The organism is Streptomyces virginiae (genome assembly GCF_040638905.1).
Classification (GTDB): domain Bacteria; phylum Actinomycetota; class Actinomycetes; order Streptomycetales; family Streptomycetaceae; genus Streptomyces; species Streptomyces virginiae_B.
In genome coordinates this window covers 40,553-58,594 of sequence record NZ_JBEZYV010000040.1, presented here as the reverse complement: position 1 = coordinate 58,594, position 18,042 = coordinate 40,553, and the positions used below count along the sequence as shown (strand labels likewise).

At 73.3% G+C, this 18,042-nt stretch carries 15 protein-coding genes and 1 tRNA gene; 7 read left to right on the top strand and 9 right to left on the bottom strand.

Annotation, left to right across the window (positions count from 1 at the left end; genetic code table 11):
* Positions 1-77: 77 nt before the first annotated feature.
* The 6 genes from AB0F82_RS33525 to AB0F82_RS33500 form a co-directional block, all read right to left on the bottom strand.
* Positions 78-1,781 carry a PKD domain-containing protein gene (locus AB0F82_RS33525; protein ID WP_362634472.1) on the bottom strand — a complete coding sequence of 568 codons (1,704 nt, stop codon included), beginning with the start codon at positions 1,779-1,781 and terminating at the stop codon, positions 78-80.
* Between the two features lie 301 nt (positions 1,782-2,082).
* The gene (locus AB0F82_RS33520) at positions 2,083-2,265 is read right to left on the bottom strand and encodes a hypothetical protein (protein WP_362634469.1); all 183 of its coding nucleotides are present in this window, start codon (positions 2,263-2,265) and stop codon (positions 2,083-2,085) included.
* Between the two features lie 126 nt (positions 2,266-2,391).
* Positions 2,392-2,511, bottom strand: a tRNA-Gly gene (locus AB0F82_RS33515).
* Positions 2,512-2,702: 191 nt separating this feature from the next.
* Positions 2,703-4,259 carry an FAD-dependent oxidoreductase gene (locus tag AB0F82_RS33510; protein WP_362634466.1) on the bottom strand — a complete coding sequence of 519 codons (1,557 nt, stop codon included), beginning with the start codon at positions 4,257-4,259 and terminating at the stop codon, positions 2,703-2,705.
* Positions 4,256-4,975 (bottom strand): class I SAM-dependent methyltransferase, encoded by a 720-nt coding sequence (locus AB0F82_RS33505; protein WP_362634463.1) that lies wholly within the window; start codon positions 4,973-4,975, stop codon positions 4,256-4,258. Before AB0F82_RS33505 ends, AB0F82_RS33510 begins: the two co-directional genes overlap by 4 nt.
* 58 nt (positions 4,976-5,033) lie before the next feature.
* Positions 5,034-6,248 (bottom strand): lycopene cyclase family protein, encoded by a 1,215-nt coding sequence (locus tag AB0F82_RS33500; RefSeq protein ID WP_362634461.1) that lies wholly within the window; start codon positions 6,246-6,248, stop codon positions 5,034-5,036.
* 219 nt (positions 6,249-6,467) lie between these two features.
* On the opposite strand from AB0F82_RS33500, the gene AB0F82_RS33495 reads away from it, so the two are divergent.
* The 4 genes from AB0F82_RS33495 to AB0F82_RS33480 are packed head-to-tail and all read left to right on the top strand — an operon-like array spanning position 6,468 to position 11,402.
* On the top strand, positions 6,468-7,838 hold the full coding sequence (locus AB0F82_RS33495; protein ID WP_362634458.1) for a polyprenyl synthetase family protein: 1,371 nt from the start codon (positions 6,468-6,470) through the stop codon (positions 7,836-7,838).
* Positions 7,835-9,355, top strand: a complete 1,521-nt coding sequence (crtI, locus tag AB0F82_RS33490; protein WP_362634456.1) for a phytoene desaturase family protein — start codon at positions 7,835-7,837, stop codon at positions 9,353-9,355. The genes AB0F82_RS33495 and crtI overlap by 4 nt, the downstream gene beginning before the upstream one ends.
* Positions 9,352-10,395, top strand: a complete 1,044-nt coding sequence (locus tag AB0F82_RS33485) for a phytoene/squalene synthase family protein (protein ID WP_362634454.1) — start codon at positions 9,352-9,354, stop codon at positions 10,393-10,395. Before crtI ends, AB0F82_RS33485 begins: the two co-directional genes overlap by 4 nt.
* The gene (locus AB0F82_RS33480) at positions 10,392-11,402 is read left to right on the top strand and encodes a DUF5914 domain-containing protein (protein WP_362634452.1); all 1,011 of its coding nucleotides are present in this window, start codon (positions 10,392-10,394) and stop codon (positions 11,400-11,402) included. The genes AB0F82_RS33485 and AB0F82_RS33480 overlap by 4 nt, the downstream gene beginning before the upstream one ends.
* A 55-nt stretch (positions 11,403-11,457) precedes the next feature.
* Here the strand turns inward: AB0F82_RS33480 and AB0F82_RS33475 are convergent, their stop codons facing one another.
* Positions 11,458-12,633, bottom strand: coding sequence for a cytochrome P450 family protein (locus AB0F82_RS33475; RefSeq protein ID WP_362634450.1), 1,176 nt, complete (start codon positions 12,631-12,633; stop codon positions 11,458-11,460).
* A 295-nt stretch (positions 12,634-12,928) separates the two neighbouring features.
* Between AB0F82_RS33475 and AB0F82_RS33470 the strand changes: the two genes are divergently transcribed.
* Positions 12,929-13,483 carry a CAP domain-containing protein gene (locus AB0F82_RS33470; protein WP_362634447.1) on the top strand — a complete coding sequence of 185 codons (555 nt, stop codon included), beginning with the start codon at positions 12,929-12,931 and terminating at the stop codon, positions 13,481-13,483.
* Between the two features lie 166 nt (positions 13,484-13,649).
* Here the strand turns inward: AB0F82_RS33470 and AB0F82_RS33465 are convergent, their stop codons facing one another.
* Together AB0F82_RS33465 and AB0F82_RS33460 are read right to left on the bottom strand one after the other, a co-directional pair.
* The gene (locus AB0F82_RS33465; protein WP_362634444.1) at positions 13,650-14,891 is read right to left on the bottom strand and encodes a glycosyltransferase; all 1,242 of its coding nucleotides are present in this window, start codon (positions 14,889-14,891) and stop codon (positions 13,650-13,652) included.
* 89 nt (positions 14,892-14,980) lie between these two features.
* Complete coding sequence (locus AB0F82_RS33460) at positions 14,981-15,703, bottom strand: SDR family NAD(P)-dependent oxidoreductase (protein WP_362634442.1); 723 nt, start codon at positions 15,701-15,703, stop codon at positions 14,981-14,983.
* A 201-nt stretch (positions 15,704-15,904) separates the two neighbouring features.
* On the opposite strand from AB0F82_RS33460, the gene AB0F82_RS33455 reads away from it, so the two are divergent.
* A complete protein-coding gene (locus tag AB0F82_RS33455; protein ID WP_362634439.1) occupies positions 15,905-16,918 on the top strand; it encodes an SPFH domain-containing protein in 1,014 nt (337 codons plus the stop codon).
* Entirely contained in the window at positions 16,915-17,808 is an 894-nt protein-coding gene (locus AB0F82_RS33450; protein WP_362634437.1) for a hypothetical protein, read from the top strand. Before AB0F82_RS33455 ends, AB0F82_RS33450 begins: the two co-directional genes overlap by 4 nt.
* Positions 17,809-18,042 lie beyond the last annotated feature (234 nt).

Genomic DNA, 18,042 nt, shown 5'->3' with positions numbered 1-18,042 from the left:
GCTCGGTGCGCAGCTTCGCGAGCGCCTCGCGGGGCAGCGCGAAGCACAGCAGCGCGGTGGCGCGCCACCCCGGGGGGTCACTTCGTCTGGTAGACGCCGAAGACGTCCAGCACCAGGTCGGCGTCCTCGTGGCCCTGGTTCCAGAAGGTGATGACGCCGTGGTCGCCGTCGCTCGCCTGGACCAGGTTCGGGACGGTGTCGCCCGTCGTCCAGTTGAGGGTGGAGGAGACGGGGCGCGGTCCGGCGGGTGCGGCGGGCTCGCCCGCCGCAGGCAGCGCGTAGGGGCTCGGGGCGACCGAGAGGAATCCGGTGCCGCGGGTCTCGGTGACGGTGGCGTTCAGCACGTAGGCCTCGACACCCGTCGCCGCCTCGGGTGTGAACCCCTGCGTGATGTGCTCCCGGGCCCGGAACCGGCCGCCGGGCCAGCCGTACGCCTCCTCGCGGGTGTCGAGCGTACGGAAGGGGGTGAAGGGCAGGAAGGCGGCCTTGCTGTCCGGGCTGTAGTAGCCGACGACGTCGACCACCACGTGGGTCGGGGACCAGGCCCCGTTGAAGATCTTGATCGTGCCGTCCTCTGCCACCGGCACGATCACCGCGTTGGCAACGGTCTGTCCGGGCACGAAGTTCAGGTTCGACGCCGTCGGGACCGGCCCGGTGCCGGAGGAGGCGGTCATGTGGCCGGGCCCTTCGGGTTCTGTCACCGTGACGTTCAGAGCCACGGCCTTGATGTTCTGGGGAACGCCCTGCAGTCCGCCGATCCCGGTGGTGAACGCGCTGCGGGCGGCGAGCTTTCCGGGGGCCGTGCCAACGCCCTCACGGGTGTCGACGAACCGGGCGGGCGTCATCGAGGTGTAGCCGCTCGCCGAGGCCCGGGTGAAGTAGCCGGTGACGTCGGCGATCAGGTCGACCGGCTGCCAGCCGCCGTTGAAGAGCTCGACGTACCCGTCCTCACCGACGGGCACGATCACCATGTTCGGGACGGACCGGCCCGCCGTGTAGTTCAGGTTGGAGGTGTTCGGGCGGTCGTAGCCGACTCCGGGCCACACGGTCACGTGGCCGCTGTCGACGGTCTCCGTGGCGGTGACGTTGAGGGCGACGGCGGTGACGCCCGCCGGGACGGAGGCGTTGCCGGCCACCTTGACGCGGGCGGAGCCCTGCCCGCGGACCTTGCCGACCGCGGCGCCGGTGCCGTTGCGGGTGTCGAGGAGGCGGGTCGGGGTGTGCGGGGTGAAGTCGGCGCCGGGGGTGAGGAACGCCCCGCCGTTGGTCGCCTCGACGGCATTGGCCGTGTCGGTCACCTTGACCTGCACCTGGTACTCGCCGGACTTGTCGTAGGTGTGCGAGCGGTGCAGTTCGTAAGTGCCCTGCGCGGTGAGCGTGTCGGTCTTCCCGTCGCCCCAGTCGATGACGATGTCGAGCGCGAAGTCGGCGCTCGTGATCAGGGCGGTGAGCTCGATCCCGTGCGCGGTGTAGCTGGTGCCGCTGACGTCGACCGCGAGGGCCGGGTTGGCCCCCGCGTCGAGTGCGGCGTGCTCGGTCGGTGCGGCTTGAGCAGTCTGTGCCTTCTGTGGTGCGGCAGTTTTGGCGTTCGCCTCGGCCTTCCCGTCGGTGGCGGTGGGCAGGGTGGTACGGATCGTGCGGTCAGCGGGGCTGTGGAAGCCCTCGGACGTGGATGCCTCGGCGATCGCCTCGGCCACGCCGGCCGCGACAGGTACGGGATCCGCTGCCTGCGCGATGCCCGGGATGATGCCGAGACCGGCCGCCACGAGGGCAGCGGTCATTACGAGTCGGTGGTTGCGCACCGGCCCCCCAGTTGTGGTGATGAGCGAAGAGGGGCCACCGTATGGAAGGTTCCGGCCAAGGGTCGCGGGGTTCTGGCACGATTCACTCCAAAGGGGCCCATGCTTTACCGACTGTGCGGTTTGCGATCGACAGAAGTGCGTCTGCCGATCCGGGGGGGCCGCCGACTCGTTCTGGCGTTCGGGGCAGGCAGGGGGCCAGGGACTCAGGCGTGGCCGTGTGCCATCAGGGCTGTGTGGGGCAACGCCAGTACACCGTCCAGGGTGTCGCAGCGGACGCCCGTCAGGACCACTCACCGAGCAACGCGGCAAGGTCCTGTACGGCGCGCCGCTGCGCTGCCTGGTCCCAGTTGCCCCCGCCGCGGTAGCGCACCTCCAGCTCGGCCTGCCGCAGTCGCTCCAGAACGGCCTCGGCGTGCGGCAGCAGGGCTTGTCCTTGACGTCCTGCGCGACCATGCCGGGCCACCCGCGCAACGTACTGGGCAAGGCAACGCCCAGCACGACCGGACGAAGGCATTCCTCTCCAAGGTGTTGTGAGGGAGGAAGAGGGCGCGGACAGCCGTCCGCGCCCTCTTCCGGTGTCCTCCGGCTGCAATGCCGACGGGATTTGAACCCGCGAGACGGCTGGGGGCAGGTCCGCCCCTTCCCCATCAGTCGCCGTGGGAGGGACCTCACCCACGGCGATCGCATTGGACCGCTCTGCCACAGCACCGCAGCCTGCGGGAACGCGCGCGCTCCCGCTGCGGCCAAGAGTAGAGACGTCGTTCTCCGCGGACGAACCCTTTTTCGAGGCACCCGCGCCGGCTCCGTTCAAGTGCCCGCGAAGCCGATGCTGACGGCGTTGGCGATCGGATACACGTCCGGAATCCTGTGCCGGGTCGGCGGTACCGCCTGCTCGGCCGGTCAGCGTCTCGCCCACTCAGCTGCCTTCCGCAGTACGGCGCCACGACCCCGGTCCGGTACGGTCCACAGGGCTTGACCTCGGATGCCCCAGCGCTTCAGGAGGGCGTTCGCGGCCAGGAAGCCGGTCGTGGCCGCCCGTTCCATCAGTGCGACCGGGAGGCCGGTGCGGACGCAGTCGCCGGCCACCATCAGGCCGGGATCGGATGTGTGGACGGTGGGGCGGTCGGCGTAGCCGCCCACGGGGAACAGCGGGCAGTCCGCACGCCATTCGTGCCGGGCGTCGACGACCGTGGCGGCGCGGGTCTCCGGGTACACGCGGTGGAGCTGCTCGACGAGGTGCCGCTGCTCGGCGGGGCGCGCAGCGCGCGGGTCCACCGCGTAGGCGTGGAGTTCCACGACGGATCCCCCGGTGCGTGCCGCCCAGCGGGACGCCTCGTCCTCCCAGCGGTCCAGCACGCTGATGTTGTCGAGGCCGCCGAATCCGCTGGTTCCCAGGAATCCGGGACGGGCGGTGGCGACGGGCCGGTCCAGCCACAGCCGGGTGACCAGGAAGGGCGGGGCGGATCGCAGGCGCGCCACGCGCTGCCGCCAGGCGGGGTCGCCCAGCCGTTTCGAGCGGCCGGCCAGGGATCGCAGGCCGGGGGCGTCCAGGGCGAGCACCACGGCGTCGTACCGGTGCTCGTCGCTGCCTCCCGCGACATCGAACCCGCCGCCGCCGGCCGGTGTGACGTGCTCGACGGGACTGCTCGTCCGCACCTCGGCGTCGTGTCGGTCCAGGTATCCGGCCAGGGGCTCCCACAGCGCCGCCGGATAGGCCGAGCGCGGCACGTCGAAGAGCAGGCCCTCGGCGGAACCGAGGAAGTAGATGTGGAACATCAGTGCCATCTCGGCCGCCGACAGCTGTCGCGGGTCGGCGAAGAAGCTCCGGGAGAACACCTCGAACGCCAGGTGCCGGGCCTGTGCCGGGAAGCGGATGGCCTCCAGGAAGTCGTAGGCGCTGATGTCGTCGAGGCGGTGGTACACGTCGGGGACGCGGACGTCGAGCAGCGCCAGCGCGCGGACCGGGTCCATGGCGGACAGGTCCCGCATCCGGAAGGAGGGGCTGAGCGCTGCGAAGCCGAGGGCACTCCACGGCGGGGTGCGCGGTACGCGCCGGAAGCTGTCGCGCAGCCCGTCGGCGTGCAGGAGGGGGTAGTCGGGGAGTCCGGTGAGGCGTGCCAGGGCGGGGTCGGTTCGCCGCAGCAGGCCCCGCAGGTTGTAGTACTGCCGGAAGAACGCGTGGAAGCCGCGGCTCATCGTCACGGTGGTGCCGTCGCGCAGTCGGGTCGGCCACCCGCCCGCCCGTCCTCCGAGGTAGGGCTCGCGCTCGTACAGGGTCACCGCCACCCCGCGCTCGGCGAGGGCGGTCGCGGCGGCGAGGCCGGCGATGCCCCCGCCGACCACGGCGACCGTGTGCCGGCCGGTGGCGTGAGGGGTTCCCTGGTGCGCCGGCAGGACGCGGGCTCGCCGGTCCCGTCCGCGGCGCGCCGCGGACGGGTGGTGTGCGGGGCGGGTCATCGGGGGTCCTGCCCGCGTGAGGCCACGAAGGTGTGGGTGATGCCCGTCTGCCAGCCCGGCAGGGGCAGGGCGCGCACCCGGTCGAAGCCTGCCTCTGCGATGCGGCCGGCGAATCGGTCGACCTGGTCGAACCGGACGACGCTGTGCCACAGGTGACGGTACAGCGGCCCGTCGCCCAGCAGGGTCGCGGCGGGCTGGACGACACCGCGGCACACGAGCGTCCACACCGCCCGGTCGGCGCGGCGGCCGCTGAGGCTGTACTCGTGGACCCCGAGCCGTCCGCGCGGTCGCAGCACGGTGCGGACGGTGCGCAGGACGGCGTCGGGATCGGAGACGTTGCGGAAGAGGTAGGCGGCGAACACCGCGTCGAACGGCCCGTCCACGCCCGCGGCCGCGAGGTGCTCGGCCGGTGTGTGGACGAAGCGGACGCCGTCCGCCCAGGGCTTGGTGGCGGCCCGGGCCAGCATGCCCGCCGAGGCGTCCACGGCCGTGATGGCGGCGGCCGGGAGGACCCTGCGGATCGCGGCCGTCGAGGCTCCGGTGCCGCAGCCGAGGTCCAGTACGCGCAGCCCCTCCCCACGGCCGGGCAGGCCGAGGCGGCGCACCGAGCGGCGCAGGTGCGCGTGGTAGCCGGGATTCGCGGCCACCAGGGCGTCGTAACTGCGGGACGCGTGGTCGAACGCGGCGGCGAGGTCCTCGTCGCGCAGCACTGTCATGCGGTCTCCAAAACTGGTGGGGCGGGGGGCGAAGAGGGTCGGGCGGGGCGGAAGGAGGTCAGGGGAAGGCACGGCGGGGCAGTCCGGGCAGCTCGACGGCGGTGCGCAGCATGGGTCCGACCGGGGCGTGCCGACCGACGGCCAGGTCCTCGAACAGGCTCGTGCGCCCGTCGAGGAAGCGCAGCAGCCGGACCGCTGGTACGCGGGTGAACAGTCGGCAGAACAGTTCGGGGCCGTCGACGCGGCCGCTGTCCAGGGCGCGCAGGAGTACGGAGTCCATGGCGCGGGCCCGCACGGAATGCGCGGCCGGGGGTACGGGACTGCGGCCTTGACGCAGCGCGGCGGCGACGGCCCGTGTCTGGCGCTGGAGTCCGGCGAAGGTGTAGCCGGTGGACGGGCGGGTCGCGCCGCCGGCGGCGCCGATCCGGAACACCGACGTGCCGACCCGTCGCGGCATGGGAGCGTCCGTCATGGGGATCACACCGGTTTCGGCCGCGACGATCTCCATGTCGCCGAGGGAGAGGGACAGGACGTCTGCGGTGTAGTGCCGCAGAGCCGCCTCGTAGCCGCTCGCCGTCAGGACGCGCGGGGAGAACTCCGTGTACTCCACGAGGGCTTCGTGCGGGCTGGTGGGCAGGACATAGCCGAAGGAGAGTCCGGAGGCGGGCTGGGGCGTCCGGAAGTCCATCAGTTCCGCGGTCCCGGGGTCGAACGCGGGGTGGGCGGTGCGGACGAACCAGCCGTGGAAGTGCTGCAGGAGGGTGGTGCGGGCGGCCGGGTGGCTCCCGAGGGGGCGCGAGTCGAACACCCAGCGCGCCTCCAGGGCGAGGGCGCCGGCCGGGCCGCCGGGCGGGGTCGTCAGCACGCGGGCCCCGGCCCCGGCGGGGATCTCCTCGACGGTGTCCACGGTCGCTTCCAGGCGGCGGACGTTGGGGCTGCGGGCGAGGTCCCGCGACACCAGGGACTCGAAGTCGTCGGAGCGGATCATCTTGTACCGCAGCGGTGCGATGTCCGCCTCGACGGCTGGGCCGACGGGCGGCCGTACCCGCAGGTGGCGCCATTGTGAGCGCACCGCGGCATCGAAGCGGCCGGGGCCGGACTCCCAGAAGCACCACGTGCGCGGCCTCGGGCGCAGCGGGCCGGGCGGAGCGTCGACGAGGATCACCGACGGGGTGAGGCTCCCGGGCACCGCGGGCAGGTGTCCGCTCAGCCGGTGGGCCAGCGACAACCCGGCGGCTCCCGCTCCGATCACCGCCACGTCCGCCTTCAGCACGGCTGCTCCCTCCATCCCGTTCCGCGGGCACGCACCACGTGGTGATTCCTGCCCCGGCGCCGGATCGGATGCGGTCATGGCCCGCGCGTCACCTGGTCAGCCGCGTCCGCATGATGGCATTCATGCATGAATCGGGCATCTGCGCCGAACCGCATCCGTATCACGGGAAGGGACCGAAGACCCGAGACAGCGATCGCAGCCACGACGAAAGGAACCGGGATGCGCCCGATTCAGGCGAAGGAGCCCTCTGCGGCCGCGCCGTCGCCCGTCCCCCGCCTGACGGCTCCCTCGGAATCCTCGCTGCGGCCGGACCGGCCGGACCGGCCCGACTGGCCCGACGCGGCGGACGCGGCCGACACGGCGGACGCCCGCACGGCGTACGCCACGCAGTCCCCGACCGGCGGCGGCGTCCCGGCGGCCGACGCCGTCGACGCGGACGTCCCCGGCGCCGTCGGACGCGCGCTGGAGCACGTCCTGGCCGACCGGCTCGCGCGGGCCGGGGTGCTGGACGCCCTCTTCGCCGCCGAACTGGCCGGACGCGTCGCACGCTTCACCCGGGAGGGCGGCAAGCGCACCCGCTCGCAGCTCCTGTGGTGGTCGATGCGCGCCTGCGGCGGAAGGGACCGGCAGGCCGTCGCCGCGACCCTGCGCATCGGGGTGGCGCTCGAACTGCTCCAGACCTGCGCCCTGGTCCACGACGACCTGATGGACGGATCAGCCCTGCGCCGCGGGCGGCCGACCTTGCACGCAGATCTGCGCGACCACTACGCCACTGCCGCGCCGGCGGACCGCACCGCCCGCTTCGGGGAGGCGTCCGCGGTCCTCGCCGGAGACCTGGCGCTCGCCTGGGCGGACGACGTCGTGGCGGAGACGGCACTCGATCCGGCCACGGCGACCATGGTGCGCGAGGTGTGGAGCGACATGCGCACCGAGATGGTGGCGGGCCAGTTCCTCGACCTCCAAGGCCAGCTGACCGGATCACGCTCCCAGCCACAGGCACTGCGCGCCGCCCACCTCAAGAGCGCCCTGTACTCGGTCCAGCGGCCCCTCGCATTGGGGGCGGCCATGGCGAGCGCTGACGGACGCACCACGCGGGCGCTGTGCTCGGCAGGGCGGTGCGTCGGCATGGCCTTCCAGTTGCGCGACGACCTCGACGACATCTTCGGCGACCCCCACCGGACCGGCAAGAGCTGCGGAGACGACATCCGCAACGGAAAGCCGACCTATCTGGCCGCGCTGGCGCTGGCACGCGCCGAGGCCACGGCCGACCGGCCGGCCATGACGGTACTCGAACGGGCGCTCGGCAACGGGGACCTCACGCCCGCCGGCCTCGACGAGGTCCGCGACGTCCTGGTACGGACCGGCGCCCGACAGGCGGTCGAGACGAAGATCGCCCGCCTGTCGGCCCGGGGCCTGCGCCACTTCGACGGCGCCCTCCCCGACACCGGTGCCAAGGCCCGCCTCCGAGGGCTGCTGACCGCCGCGACCGCCTCTCGAGCCGCGGACCCGCCGCCCGACCGCGCACGTCCCGCACCCGCCGTACCCGCCGTGCCCGCAGATGCCTCCACCGCGCCGGAGACCCGGCGGTGACGCGCACCGTGCGCGGCCGCACCGACCACGTGGTGGTCGTCGGAGCCGGTCTCGCCGGCCTGTCGGCGGCCCTCCACCTGCTGGGCGCCGGTCGCCGGGTGACCGTCGTGGAAGGGGGCGATCTGCCCGGCGGGCGGGCCGGACGCCTCGATCTGAACGGCTACCGCATCGACACCGGCCCCACCGTCCTGACCATGCCCGACCTCGCCGACGAAGCCTTCGCGGCGGTCGGCGACAGCCTGTACCGGCGGGTGGACCTGGTCCCGCTGCACCCGGCCTACCGGGCGTCGTTCGCGGACGGCAGCACCCTGGAGGTGCACACCGACGGCGAGGCGATGGCCGCGGAGGTCGAGCGGTTCGCCGGTGCGGGTGAGGCGGCGGGCTATCTGCGGCTGCGCGCCTGGCTGGAGCGGATCCACCGGGCCCAGATGCGCCGCTTCATCGACGCGAACTTCGACTCCCCCCTCGACCTGCTCACCGGCGACCTCGCCCGGCTGGCCGCGCTCGGCGGCTTCGGCCGGATGGACCGGCGCATCGGCGGCTTCCTGAACGACGAGCGGCTGCGGCGGGTCTTCACCTTCCAGGCCCTCTACGCGGGCGTGCCGCCGGCCCGGGCCCTCGCCGCGTACGCCGTCATCGCGTACATGGACACGGTGGCCGGGGTGTACTTCCCGCGCGGCGGCATGCACGCCCTGCCGCAGGCGATGGCGGACGCCGCCGCCGACGCGGGCGCCGAGCTGAGGTTCGGCGAGCCGGTGACCCGGCTGGAACGCTCCGGCGAACGGATCACCGCCGTCGTCACCGCGAGGGACCGCATCCCGTGCGACGCGGTCGTCCTCACCCCCGACCTACCGGTCGCCTACCGGCTCCTCGGCCGCCGTCCCGCCCGGCCGGTGCGGCTGCGGCACTCCCCTTCCGCGGTCGTACTCCATGCGGGCACGCGCCGCACGTGGCCGCTCCTGGCCCACCACACGATCTCGTTCGGCGCCGCCTGGCGCAGCACCTTCGACGAACTGACCCGGCACGGGCGGCTGATGAGCGACCCGTCCCTGCTCATCACCCGGCCGACGGCGACCGACCCCACGCTCGCCCCGCCGGGCCGCCATCTGCACTACATCCTCGCGCCCTGCCCCAACACCCGGATCGGGCCCGGCGGCGCCGCCTGGGGCGAACTCGGTCCGCGCTACCGGGCCGAGCTCCTGAGCGAGCTGGAACGGCGCGGCCTCGACGGCATCGAGGCGGCCATCGAGGACGAGGCCCTGGTCACCCCGGCGCACTGGCTGGGACAAGGCCATGCCGCCGGCACCCCCTTCTCCGTGGCCCACACCTTCCTGCAGACGGGGCCGTTCCGGCCGCGCAACCTGGTCCGGGGCACCCAGAACGCCGTCCTCGCCGGCTGCGGCACCACTCCCGGCGTGGGCGTGCCCACCGTACTCGTGTCGGGAAAGCTGGCGGCAGCGCGGATCACCGGCACATCCCGGCGCCCCTCCACGCATACCAAGGGGGCGACCCGTTGACCGCACGAGAACTGGACGCCGCGGGCATCACCGACCCGGTACTCCGCGCCGCGTACCACCGGTGCCGGGAACTCAACGCGGCGCACGGAAAGACCTACTTCCTGGCCACCCGGCTGCTCCCCGCCGAACACCGGCCCGCCGTGCACGCCCTGTACGGCTTCGCCCGGTGGGCCGACGACATCGTCGACTCGACCGATGCCGGCACCCACCCCGGCACCGACGCCGGCCTGCGGGGGGCCCGGCTGGCAGCGCTCCAGCAGCGTCTGCACAGCGGATTGCGCCGGCAGAGCAGCGACGAACCCGTGGTACTGGCCCTCGCCGACACCGCCCGCCGATACGCCATCGATCACCGCCACTTCCACGACTTCATGACCGCGATGCGCTCCGACCTGACGGTGGCGGACTACCCCACCTACGCCGACCTGCAGGCCTACATGCACGGCTCGGCCGCGGTGATCGGCCTGCAGATGCTGCCGGTGCTGGGCACGGTGGTGCCGCCCGAGGAGGCCGAGCCGCACGCCGCTGCCCTCGGCGTGGCCTTCCAGCTCACCAACTTCCTCCGCGACGTCGGCGAGGACCTCGACCGCGGGCGCGTCTACCTGCCGGCCGACCTGCTCGCCGCGCACGGGGCCGACCGGGAGCTGCTGCACCGCTGCCGGGACACGGGCCGTCAAGACCGCCGCATACTGGCCGCCCTGAGGGAGTTCGAGGCACTCACCCGCCGCGTCTACGACGACGCGCGACCCGGCCTCGCCATGCTCGACCCCGTTTCCCGGCCCTGCATCCGCACCGCGTACGTCCTGTACGGGAGCATCCTCGACGCAGTCGCCCGGGACGGCTACGCCGTGCTCCACCGCCGCGCCGTCGTCCCGCGCCGCAGGCGCGCAGCGGTCGCGGCCGACGGCCTGGTCCGGCTGGCCGCTGCCAGGCTGCGCCACCGCCGGCGGCCGGCTGCGGCGCGCAGGCCCCTGCCCCCGGCTCCCGTGCCGCCGGCTCCCCCTGCCGGCCCGGCCCGACCGGTCTCGAAGGAGATCGCGTGAATCCCCAACCGTCCGCACGCAGGCACCGGCTCCCCCTCTCGCTGCGCCGCGAGCCCGTTGTGTGGGAGCGGCAACGCCCGACGTGGCGCGACGCGAGGCCGAGCCTCATCGCCGAGGCGTTGAAGCGGGCGCAGGCCCGCCCGTCGGGGAACTGGTACGTCGTGGGGGCGACCGCCGACCTGAGCCGGGACCGGCCCCTGGCCCGCACGGTGGCCGACCACGAGGTGGTCGTCTGGCGCGGCGCCGACGGGCGGCTCCACGCGGGACCCGGTGTCTGCCCGCACCTCGGAGCGCCCCTCGCGGAGAGCCCCGTCCGGTGCGGGACGCTGGTGTGCCACTGGCACGGACTCGCCCTCGACGGTTCTGCGTTCGCCGGGTGGGAGCCGCTGCCCGCGTTCGACGACGGCGTCCTCCTCTGGGTCCGCCTGGACGAGGTCGGCGGGGAGGTGCCGCTGGACGCACCCGTCGTACCGGGCCGCCCGGCCCCCGCCCACGGGCTGACGGCCGTGTACGAAGGCACCGGGGTCTGTGAACCCGAAGACGTCGTCGCCAACCGTCTGGATCCCTGGCACGGGGCCTGGCTCCACCCCTATTCATTCGTGGACCTGACGGTGGTCGGCTCACCCGGCGCGGACGGCGGCCCGGACCACCTGGAGGTCGAGGTCTCCTTCAAGGTGGCCGGCCGGATCGTGGTGCCGGTGCGGGCGACATTCGCCGCGCCCGAGCCCCGGACCGTCGTCATGCGGATCACCGAGGGAGAGGGCGCGGGCTCGACGGTGGAGACCCACGCGACCCCGCTCGGTCCGGACGATCGAGGCCGTCCGCGCACGGCGGTGATCGAAGCCGTCGTGGCCGCCTCCGACCGCCCGGGCTTCGCGTTCGTACGGCGGGCCGCCCCGCTGCTGCGCCCGGTGATGCGCGCCGCGGCTGCCCGGCTGTGGCGCGACGACCTGGCCTACGCCGAACGCCGCTGGCACCTGCGCTCTACGGCCCGGTTCCCGGGCTGAGTCGAGCCCGAGGCCCTCGTCCGGCACGCGACCGGGATCTGCTCGTTCCTTCTCCCTACAGGAGGACCGGCAGCGCCTCCAGGCCGCGCATCAGCCGAGTCTGCCGCCATCGCAGATCCTCGCCGGGCACGGCGAGCCGTATCGCGGGGAAGCGGGTGAGCAGCGCGCGCAGTGCGATCTCGCCCTCGGCCCGGGCCAGCGGGGCGCCGAGACAGCGGTGGATGCCGTGCCCGAAGGCCAGGTGCGCGGTGGCTTCACGGGCGAGGTCGAGCCGGTCGGGGCGGGCGAACGCGGCGGGGTCGCGGTTCGCCGCTCCTGGCGCGATGAGAACGGGCACGCCCGCGGGGATGTCCGTACCGCCGAGGGTGAGGGCTTCCGTGCTGTGGCGGAAGGTGGCGATGGAGACGGGAGAGTCGAAGCGAAGCAGTTCGTCGAGGGCGGTCGGGATGAGTTCGGGCGCTTCCCGCAACCGTGCGAGCGCATCAGGATGCTGCATCAGCGCGAGGAGGGCGTTGCCGATGAAGTCGGTCGTCGTCTCGTGCCCGGCGACGAGCAACAGCACGGCGAGCGAGACCACTTCGGCTTCGGTGACCTGGCCTTCGCCGCTGCGGACGAGCAGGTCGTGGAGGAGTCGCCCGTCGGGGGTGCTGCGCTTCGATGCCACGAGTTCGGCCATGTAGCCGGCGAGGGAATGGGAAGCGGAGTCGATCCGATCGGGCCGGCCGGCGGCGAACAGGTCGTTCGACCACTGGGCGACCATGCTCCGGTCCCCGCCGGGAACTCCGAGGAGTTCGCAGATCACCGTGACGGGCAGCGGGACGGCGAGGCTCGCCACCAGGTCGGCCTGCCCGCCCGGTTCCCAGTCGGACAGCAGCTCGTCGACCACGTCGGTGATGTAGGGGCGCAGCCGGGCCACAGGCCCTGCGGTGAAGGCGGGCCCCACGGCCTTCCGCACACGGGTGTGCTGCGGAGGGTCGGTGGCCAGCATGCTCCGAGAGACCGCCGGGTGTAGGTTGCGCGCCGGAGGCCGGCCCGCGAAGAATCGGCCGGTGTCCTTCGAAAGCCGGGGATCGGCGAACGCCTCCCGCGCTTCGGCGTAGCCGGTGACGACGTAGCTGTAGTGCCCGTCGGAGCCGGTCGGCACCTTCTGGACGGGGGCGGCGCCACGCAGCTCGGCGAACGTCGGGTAGGGGTCCTGGAAGAAGCTCGGGTCCTGCAGTGGGTTGGTCATACCCCTGAGGCTGCCAGCAGGAGCCGGCAGCACGCAGTCGGCGTCGCGCGGGTTCGGGTCCTCCGCACGGGGCGGCCCCTTGGCCGAGGTGCAGGGGCCCGGATGGCGGGTCGGCGCGTCGGCTGGCAGCCTGGATGTGAAGCCGTAACGGCGGGCCGTGCCATGGCAGCCCCTTGCGCGACGTGGCACACCTGCGCCGACGGAAACCGCAGTTCGTGTTCGCGGGAGGTGGTCCTCCTTGAGCAGGCACGCTTCATTCATCACGACCGCACGGAATCTCGCTGTCGCCGGAGTCATGTCGGCTGCGTTGATACCGGTTTCGGCGGTGCCGGCGACGGCCGTCACGTGCGACGCCGCGGCCGCTGCCCGAGCCCCGAGCGGCAGCAACGACGCCGCCTCACGAAATGCGCTGATCTGTCTCATCAACGCCCAGCGCACGCAGCGGGGGCTGCCCGCCCTCACCACGAACCAGGCCCTGACCACGGCGGCGCAGCAGCACTCCGCCGCCGCCGTGCAGCTGAAGTGGTGGGGACCGGGCAAGGACTCCCACCGCAACCCGCAGACCGGCTCGACCCCGCAGAGCCGCATCAAGGCGGCGGGATACTGCCCGAACCCCAGGTCATGGGCCGTCGCTGAAATCACCTACACCGGCTGGGGCGGCTCGGGTACTCCCAATGCCGCGGTCAACTGGTGGATGAACGTCAGCACGTGGGGCCACCGGCAGATCATCCTCGACCCGTCGATGCGGGAGATCGGCGCCTGGGCACAGCCAGGCGCGGCCGACCGAGCCGGTGCCGGTGCGAGTCAGGCCGGGACCTACGTCGTGACCTTCGGCCGCTGCCAGCAGTGAACCGCTCCCCCGGTCCTATCCTCGGCCGCGGGTCCCTCCGTTGCACGGGGCCATGGCCCAACTGGCAGCCACCGGTGGGCCCCTACGGCGGTCGGTGAGGCAGGCGCACCCCCTGGAGCGGACCGCGGGCGGCCCGTCGGCCGGCCCTGCGGTTCGACTCCAGAGGCTAGGTGAGGCGCTCCAGGACGTCGAGGACGTGCTGGGCGCCGTCCTCGTCGGCAAGGGCCGCCGCGACACGGCGGGAGCGGGTACGCAGAGCAGGATCCCGCGTTGCCCTCACGATCGCTTCGCTCAGCTGCGGAGCCGTCAGGCTCTGATAGCGCAGCGGGGGCGGGGAGACTCCCAGCCTGTGCAGACGCTGCGCCCAGAAGTGCTGGTCGAGCTGGACGGGGACGGCGACGGCGGGGGTGCCGGCGCGCAGGCCCGCTGCGGTGGTGCCCGCACCGGCGTGGTGCACGACGGCGGCTGTTCGCGGGAACAGCCAGGCGTGAGGCACCTCTTGGACGGTGATCAGGTCGTCGTTTTCTGCGTGCAGGCCGCTCCAGCCCGACTGGATGATCCCCCGCACTCGCGCCCGGCGCAGGGCTGAGGCGAGCAGGGTGCTCAGGCGTTCGGCGTCGGCCGCGACGAAACTGCCGAAGCCGGCGAAGACCGGGGGCGGTCCCGCGGCCAGGAAGTCGCTCAGGCGTGAGTCGGGCTGCCATGCGGGTGGGGTGGCGGGCCACCAGTAGCCACAGACCTGATGGCCGGACGGCCAGTCGTGGGGGCGGGGAACGATCCGCGGGCTGAATCCGTGCAGGACCGTGCGGCTGCGCGACAGGCTCGGCGGGCCGGCGAACCTCTGCTTCGGAAGGGCCAGTTCGCGGCGCAACCGGGCGAGGGTCGGGGCGAAGAGGCGTTCCGTGCCGAGCCAGAGGGCGCCGCCGGCCAGCCGGTTGCCGTAGGGGCCCAGCGAGCGTACGCGCGTGACCAGAGGAGGGAAGGCCGCTGTCGGCCGGATCGGCTGGAGGTAGACGCCGAGCGCCGGCACGCTCATCGCTTCGCCGAAAGTCGCGCACACCGGGTCGGTGGTCGTCGAGCTCAGCAGCATATCGGCGCCCTGCCGCACCGCGTCCGCGACACCGGCGGTCAGCCGTGGCATGAAGGCCCGCGCCATGCGCGTCAGCCGCGCCATCGCCACAGCCGGGCTGGTGGCCCGCGCCAGCCCCTGCCCGGCCGCGGAGGCCAGCTCCTGCCTCGGATCGACGGGCAGGGGCCGAAACTCCAGCCCGAAGGCCTCCACCGTCTTCTCGAAGCGCTCATGGGTGGCCAGCGCCACCTCGTGACCCGCCGCGCGCAGCCGCACCCCGAGACCGGTGTAGGGGGCGACATCACCCCAACTCCCCGCCGTGACGATCAGCACATGCATGCTGACAGCATGTCACTCAACCGGGGTGGGGGCGGGCTTTCTCGTGCGGAGCGCCGAGCCCCGCGCGGGCGCGCCGACGTCGGGCCGATTCAGTCCGACACGAGCCCGCCCGTGAGGTTGAGTTCGGTGGCGGTCATCGTGCGGGCCCAGTCGGATGCCGCGAAGACCGCGGCGTTGGCCACGTCCTCGTATCGGGGTCGCTCGGCCAGGAGGGCCCCCTCGTCGGCCCGGTTCACGTCGCCGGGTGCGGGAGAGCCGGGTGAGAGCAGCCAGGCGACCCGGACACCGTGCGGGCCGAGTTCTGCCGCGAGTTGCCGGCAGACGCCCGCGAGGGCGGACCATGCGATGTGCGATCCGCCCAGGTCGGGAATGGTCTCGCGGCCGCCGGCCATGACGAGGATGACGCCGCTCCCCCGGTGGATCATGTGGCGGGCTGCCGCAGTGGCCGTGATGACCGTTGTCGTCACCGCCTTGACGACCGGGCGGGTCACGTCGGCGACGGCCATCTCCAGGAGCGGGGCGCCCTGAAGGTCGTCGTTGGACGTGGCGTTGAAGCAGATGTCGATCCCGTCGCCCGCGGCGGCCACCGCATCGGCGTGGCGGTCGACGGCGTCGCGGTCGGTGGCATCCAACTGCGCGACGCGGGCGACCCCGCCCTCGCCTTCGATGCGCCGCGCGATGTCTTCGAGGGTCGCCACCGTGCGTCCGGTGACGTGGACAGCGGCGCCTTCGCGCGCGAAGGCGTGAGCAACAGCGGCCCCCACCGCTCCGGAACCGCCATGGACGATCGCCGTCTTCCCGGCCAGCAGCACGGTTTCTCCTCGGTACGCCCACTGAGCAATCGGCGGCACTGCGCGGCACCCCGCGGCCCAAGGTACCCCCCTGACCTCCGTGCACCCTGGAACTCCCCGCCCTTGCCCGCTTGCAGCCAGGCGGCCGGAGCCTTGTCGTCCACTTGACGATATCGCCTGGCCGCCGTTATCGTCGCAGTGACGAAATGAAGGGGGTTCGCCATGGCCGACATCACCCGGCGCCTTGGCTGGCGTCATCTGCGCTCCGCGCCCACCGCCCACATCCGCCACCACCGGCGCGGCCGGCTCGTCCACGACGGCCGGGGGCTCAGTTTCTGGTACCGGTCGCTGTCGGCGGCGCTGTCCGAAGTACCGGTCGACGACCGGGAGCTGGCCATGGCGTTCCACGCCCGTACGGCCGACTTCCAGGACGTCACCGTGCAGGCCACCGTCACCTACCGGATCAGCGACCCGGCCCTGGCGGCCGAACGGCTGGACTTCTCCGTCGACCCGGACACCGGGAGCTGGCGCGGATCGCCCTTGGAGCAGATCGCCACTCTCCTCACCGAGACCGCGCAGCAGCACACACTGGACGTACTGGCCCGCATGCCGCTGGCGGACGCCCTGGTGGACGGCGTCGCCTCCGTACGGCAGCGGGTCGCCGACGGTCTCGCCGCCGAGCCCCGGCTCCCGGCCACCGGCATCGACGTGGTGACCGTACGGGTCGTCGCGATCCGCCCCGAGGCAGAGGTGGAGCGCGCCCTGCGCACCCCGGCCCGCGAGCAGATCCAGCAGGAGGCGGACCGGGCCACCTACGAGCGTCGGGCCGTCGCCGTCGAGCGTGAGCGTGCCATCGCCGAGAACGAGCTGGCCAGTCAGATCGAACTGGCCCGGCGTGAGGAACAGTTGGTCGATCAGCGCGGCATCAACACCCGCCGCGAGGCCGAGGAACAGGCGGCGGCGGACAGCGTACGGACCGAGGCCGAGGCCGCCCGCAAGGTCCGCCTGGCTCGCGCGGACGCCGAGGCGGCCCGCGAGGTCGGCGCGGCACGCGCCGAGTCCCAGGCCGCCTGGCTACGGGTGCACGGCGAAGCCGACGCGGGCACGCTACACGCCCTGGCCGCCACCCGGCTGGCGGAGAACCTGCCGCGGATCGAGAGCATCACCCTCTCCCCCGATGTCCTGACCGGGCTCCTCACCAAACTCGGGCGTCCTGAAAGCGGGGCGGGCGCGTGAGTCTGGCCCCGCGGGCCGTACTCGTCCACCGCAGGACCGAGTACGAGGAGCTGCTCGCCCGGCACGGGACGCACGGGCAGGCGGCGTTCTTCCTCTCCAGCCGGGGCCGTTCGATCGACGAGGTGGTCGGCCGCCACGACCGTACGAGGCAGGCGCTGCGGGAGGTGGCAGCGGCGGTGCCGCTGACCTGGCGCAGCTCCCGGGTGGAGCGGGCCGACCTGGACCGCTTCCTGTTCGCCCCGGAGGACGTGGTGGTCGTGGTCGGCCAGGACGGCTTGGTCGCCAACACCGCGAAGTACCTTCGCGGACAGCCGGTGGTGGGCATCGACACCGATCCGGGGCGCAACCCGGGGGTCCTGGTCCGTCACCGCTGCGCCGACACGGGCCCCCTGCTGCGGGCCGCCGCCGGGAGCCGGGCGGAGGAGCTGACCATGGTCGAGGCCGTGGCCGACGACGCCCAGCGCCTCCTCGCGCTGAACGAGATCTACCTGGGCCCGCCCGGCCACCAGACGGCCCGTTACCGCCTGGGCCCCGACGGCGAGAACGGCCCGGGCGAGGCCCAGGCATCGTCCGGGGTGCTGGTGGGCACCGGTACGGGCGCCACCGGCTGGCTGCGCTCCCTGTGGCTGGAGCGCGGCAGCACCACTGGGCTGCCCGCGCCGTGCGAGGAGCGGCTCCTGTGGTTCGTGCGCGAGGCCTGGCCCTCGCCCGCGACCGGAACATCGAGAGTCGCCGGTGAGCTCGGGCGGGGACAGGGCCTGCGGCTGACCGTGGAGTCGGACCGGCTCGTGGTCTTCGGCGACGGAATGGAGGCCGACGCCCTGGAACTGACCTGGGGCCAGAGCGTACGGCTGGGCATCGCGGAAACGTCCTTGCGCCTGGTGACGTGAGCGGCGGCATCGCCCCTGCGGATGACCCGCGAGCGTGTCACTCCTCGTTGAGCCGGCCGCATGGGCGGGACAAGCGGGCCTCCCTCTAGGACCAGGTCGTCCGGGGACCGGCCGCGGACGAGGTCCATCGGCCTCGCGCCCGGGCGCTTCGAGGTCGTCGGGAAGCCGGAGTTCGTTGAGGGCGACCTCCCGGCCGAGTTGCTCGTCGTGGACTCGGCAGAGAGTCCCCATGCC

Coding starts and splice junctions, on each gene's coding strand:
- AB0F82_RS33525 (WP_362634472.1), bottom strand. CDS start 1,781: ATGACCGCTGCCCTCGTGGCGGCCGGTCTCGGCATCATCCCGGGCATC.
- AB0F82_RS33510 (WP_362634466.1), bottom strand. CDS start 4,259: ATGACCCGCCCCGCACACCACCCGTCCGCGGCGCGCCGCGGACGGGAC.
- AB0F82_RS33505 (WP_362634463.1), bottom strand. CDS start 4,975: ATGACAGTGCTGCGCGACGAGGACCTCGCCGCCGCGTTCGACCACGCG.
- AB0F82_RS33495 (WP_362634458.1), top strand. CDS start 6,468: ATGCGCCCGATTCAGGCGAAGGAGCCCTCTGCGGCCGCGCCGTCGCCC.
- AB0F82_RS33475 (WP_362634450.1), bottom strand. CDS start 12,633: ATGACCAACCCACTGCAGGACCCGAGCTTCTTCCAGGACCCCTACCCG.
- AB0F82_RS33470 (WP_362634447.1), top strand. CDS start 12,929: ATGTCGGCTGCGTTGATACCGGTTTCGGCGGTGCCGGCGACGGCCGTC.
- AB0F82_RS33465 (WP_362634444.1), bottom strand. CDS start 14,891: ATGCATGTGCTGATCGTCACGGCGGGGAGTTGGGGTGATGTCGCCCCC.
- AB0F82_RS33455 (WP_362634439.1), top strand. CDS start 15,905: ATGGCCGACATCACCCGGCGCCTTGGCTGGCGTCATCTGCGCTCCGCG.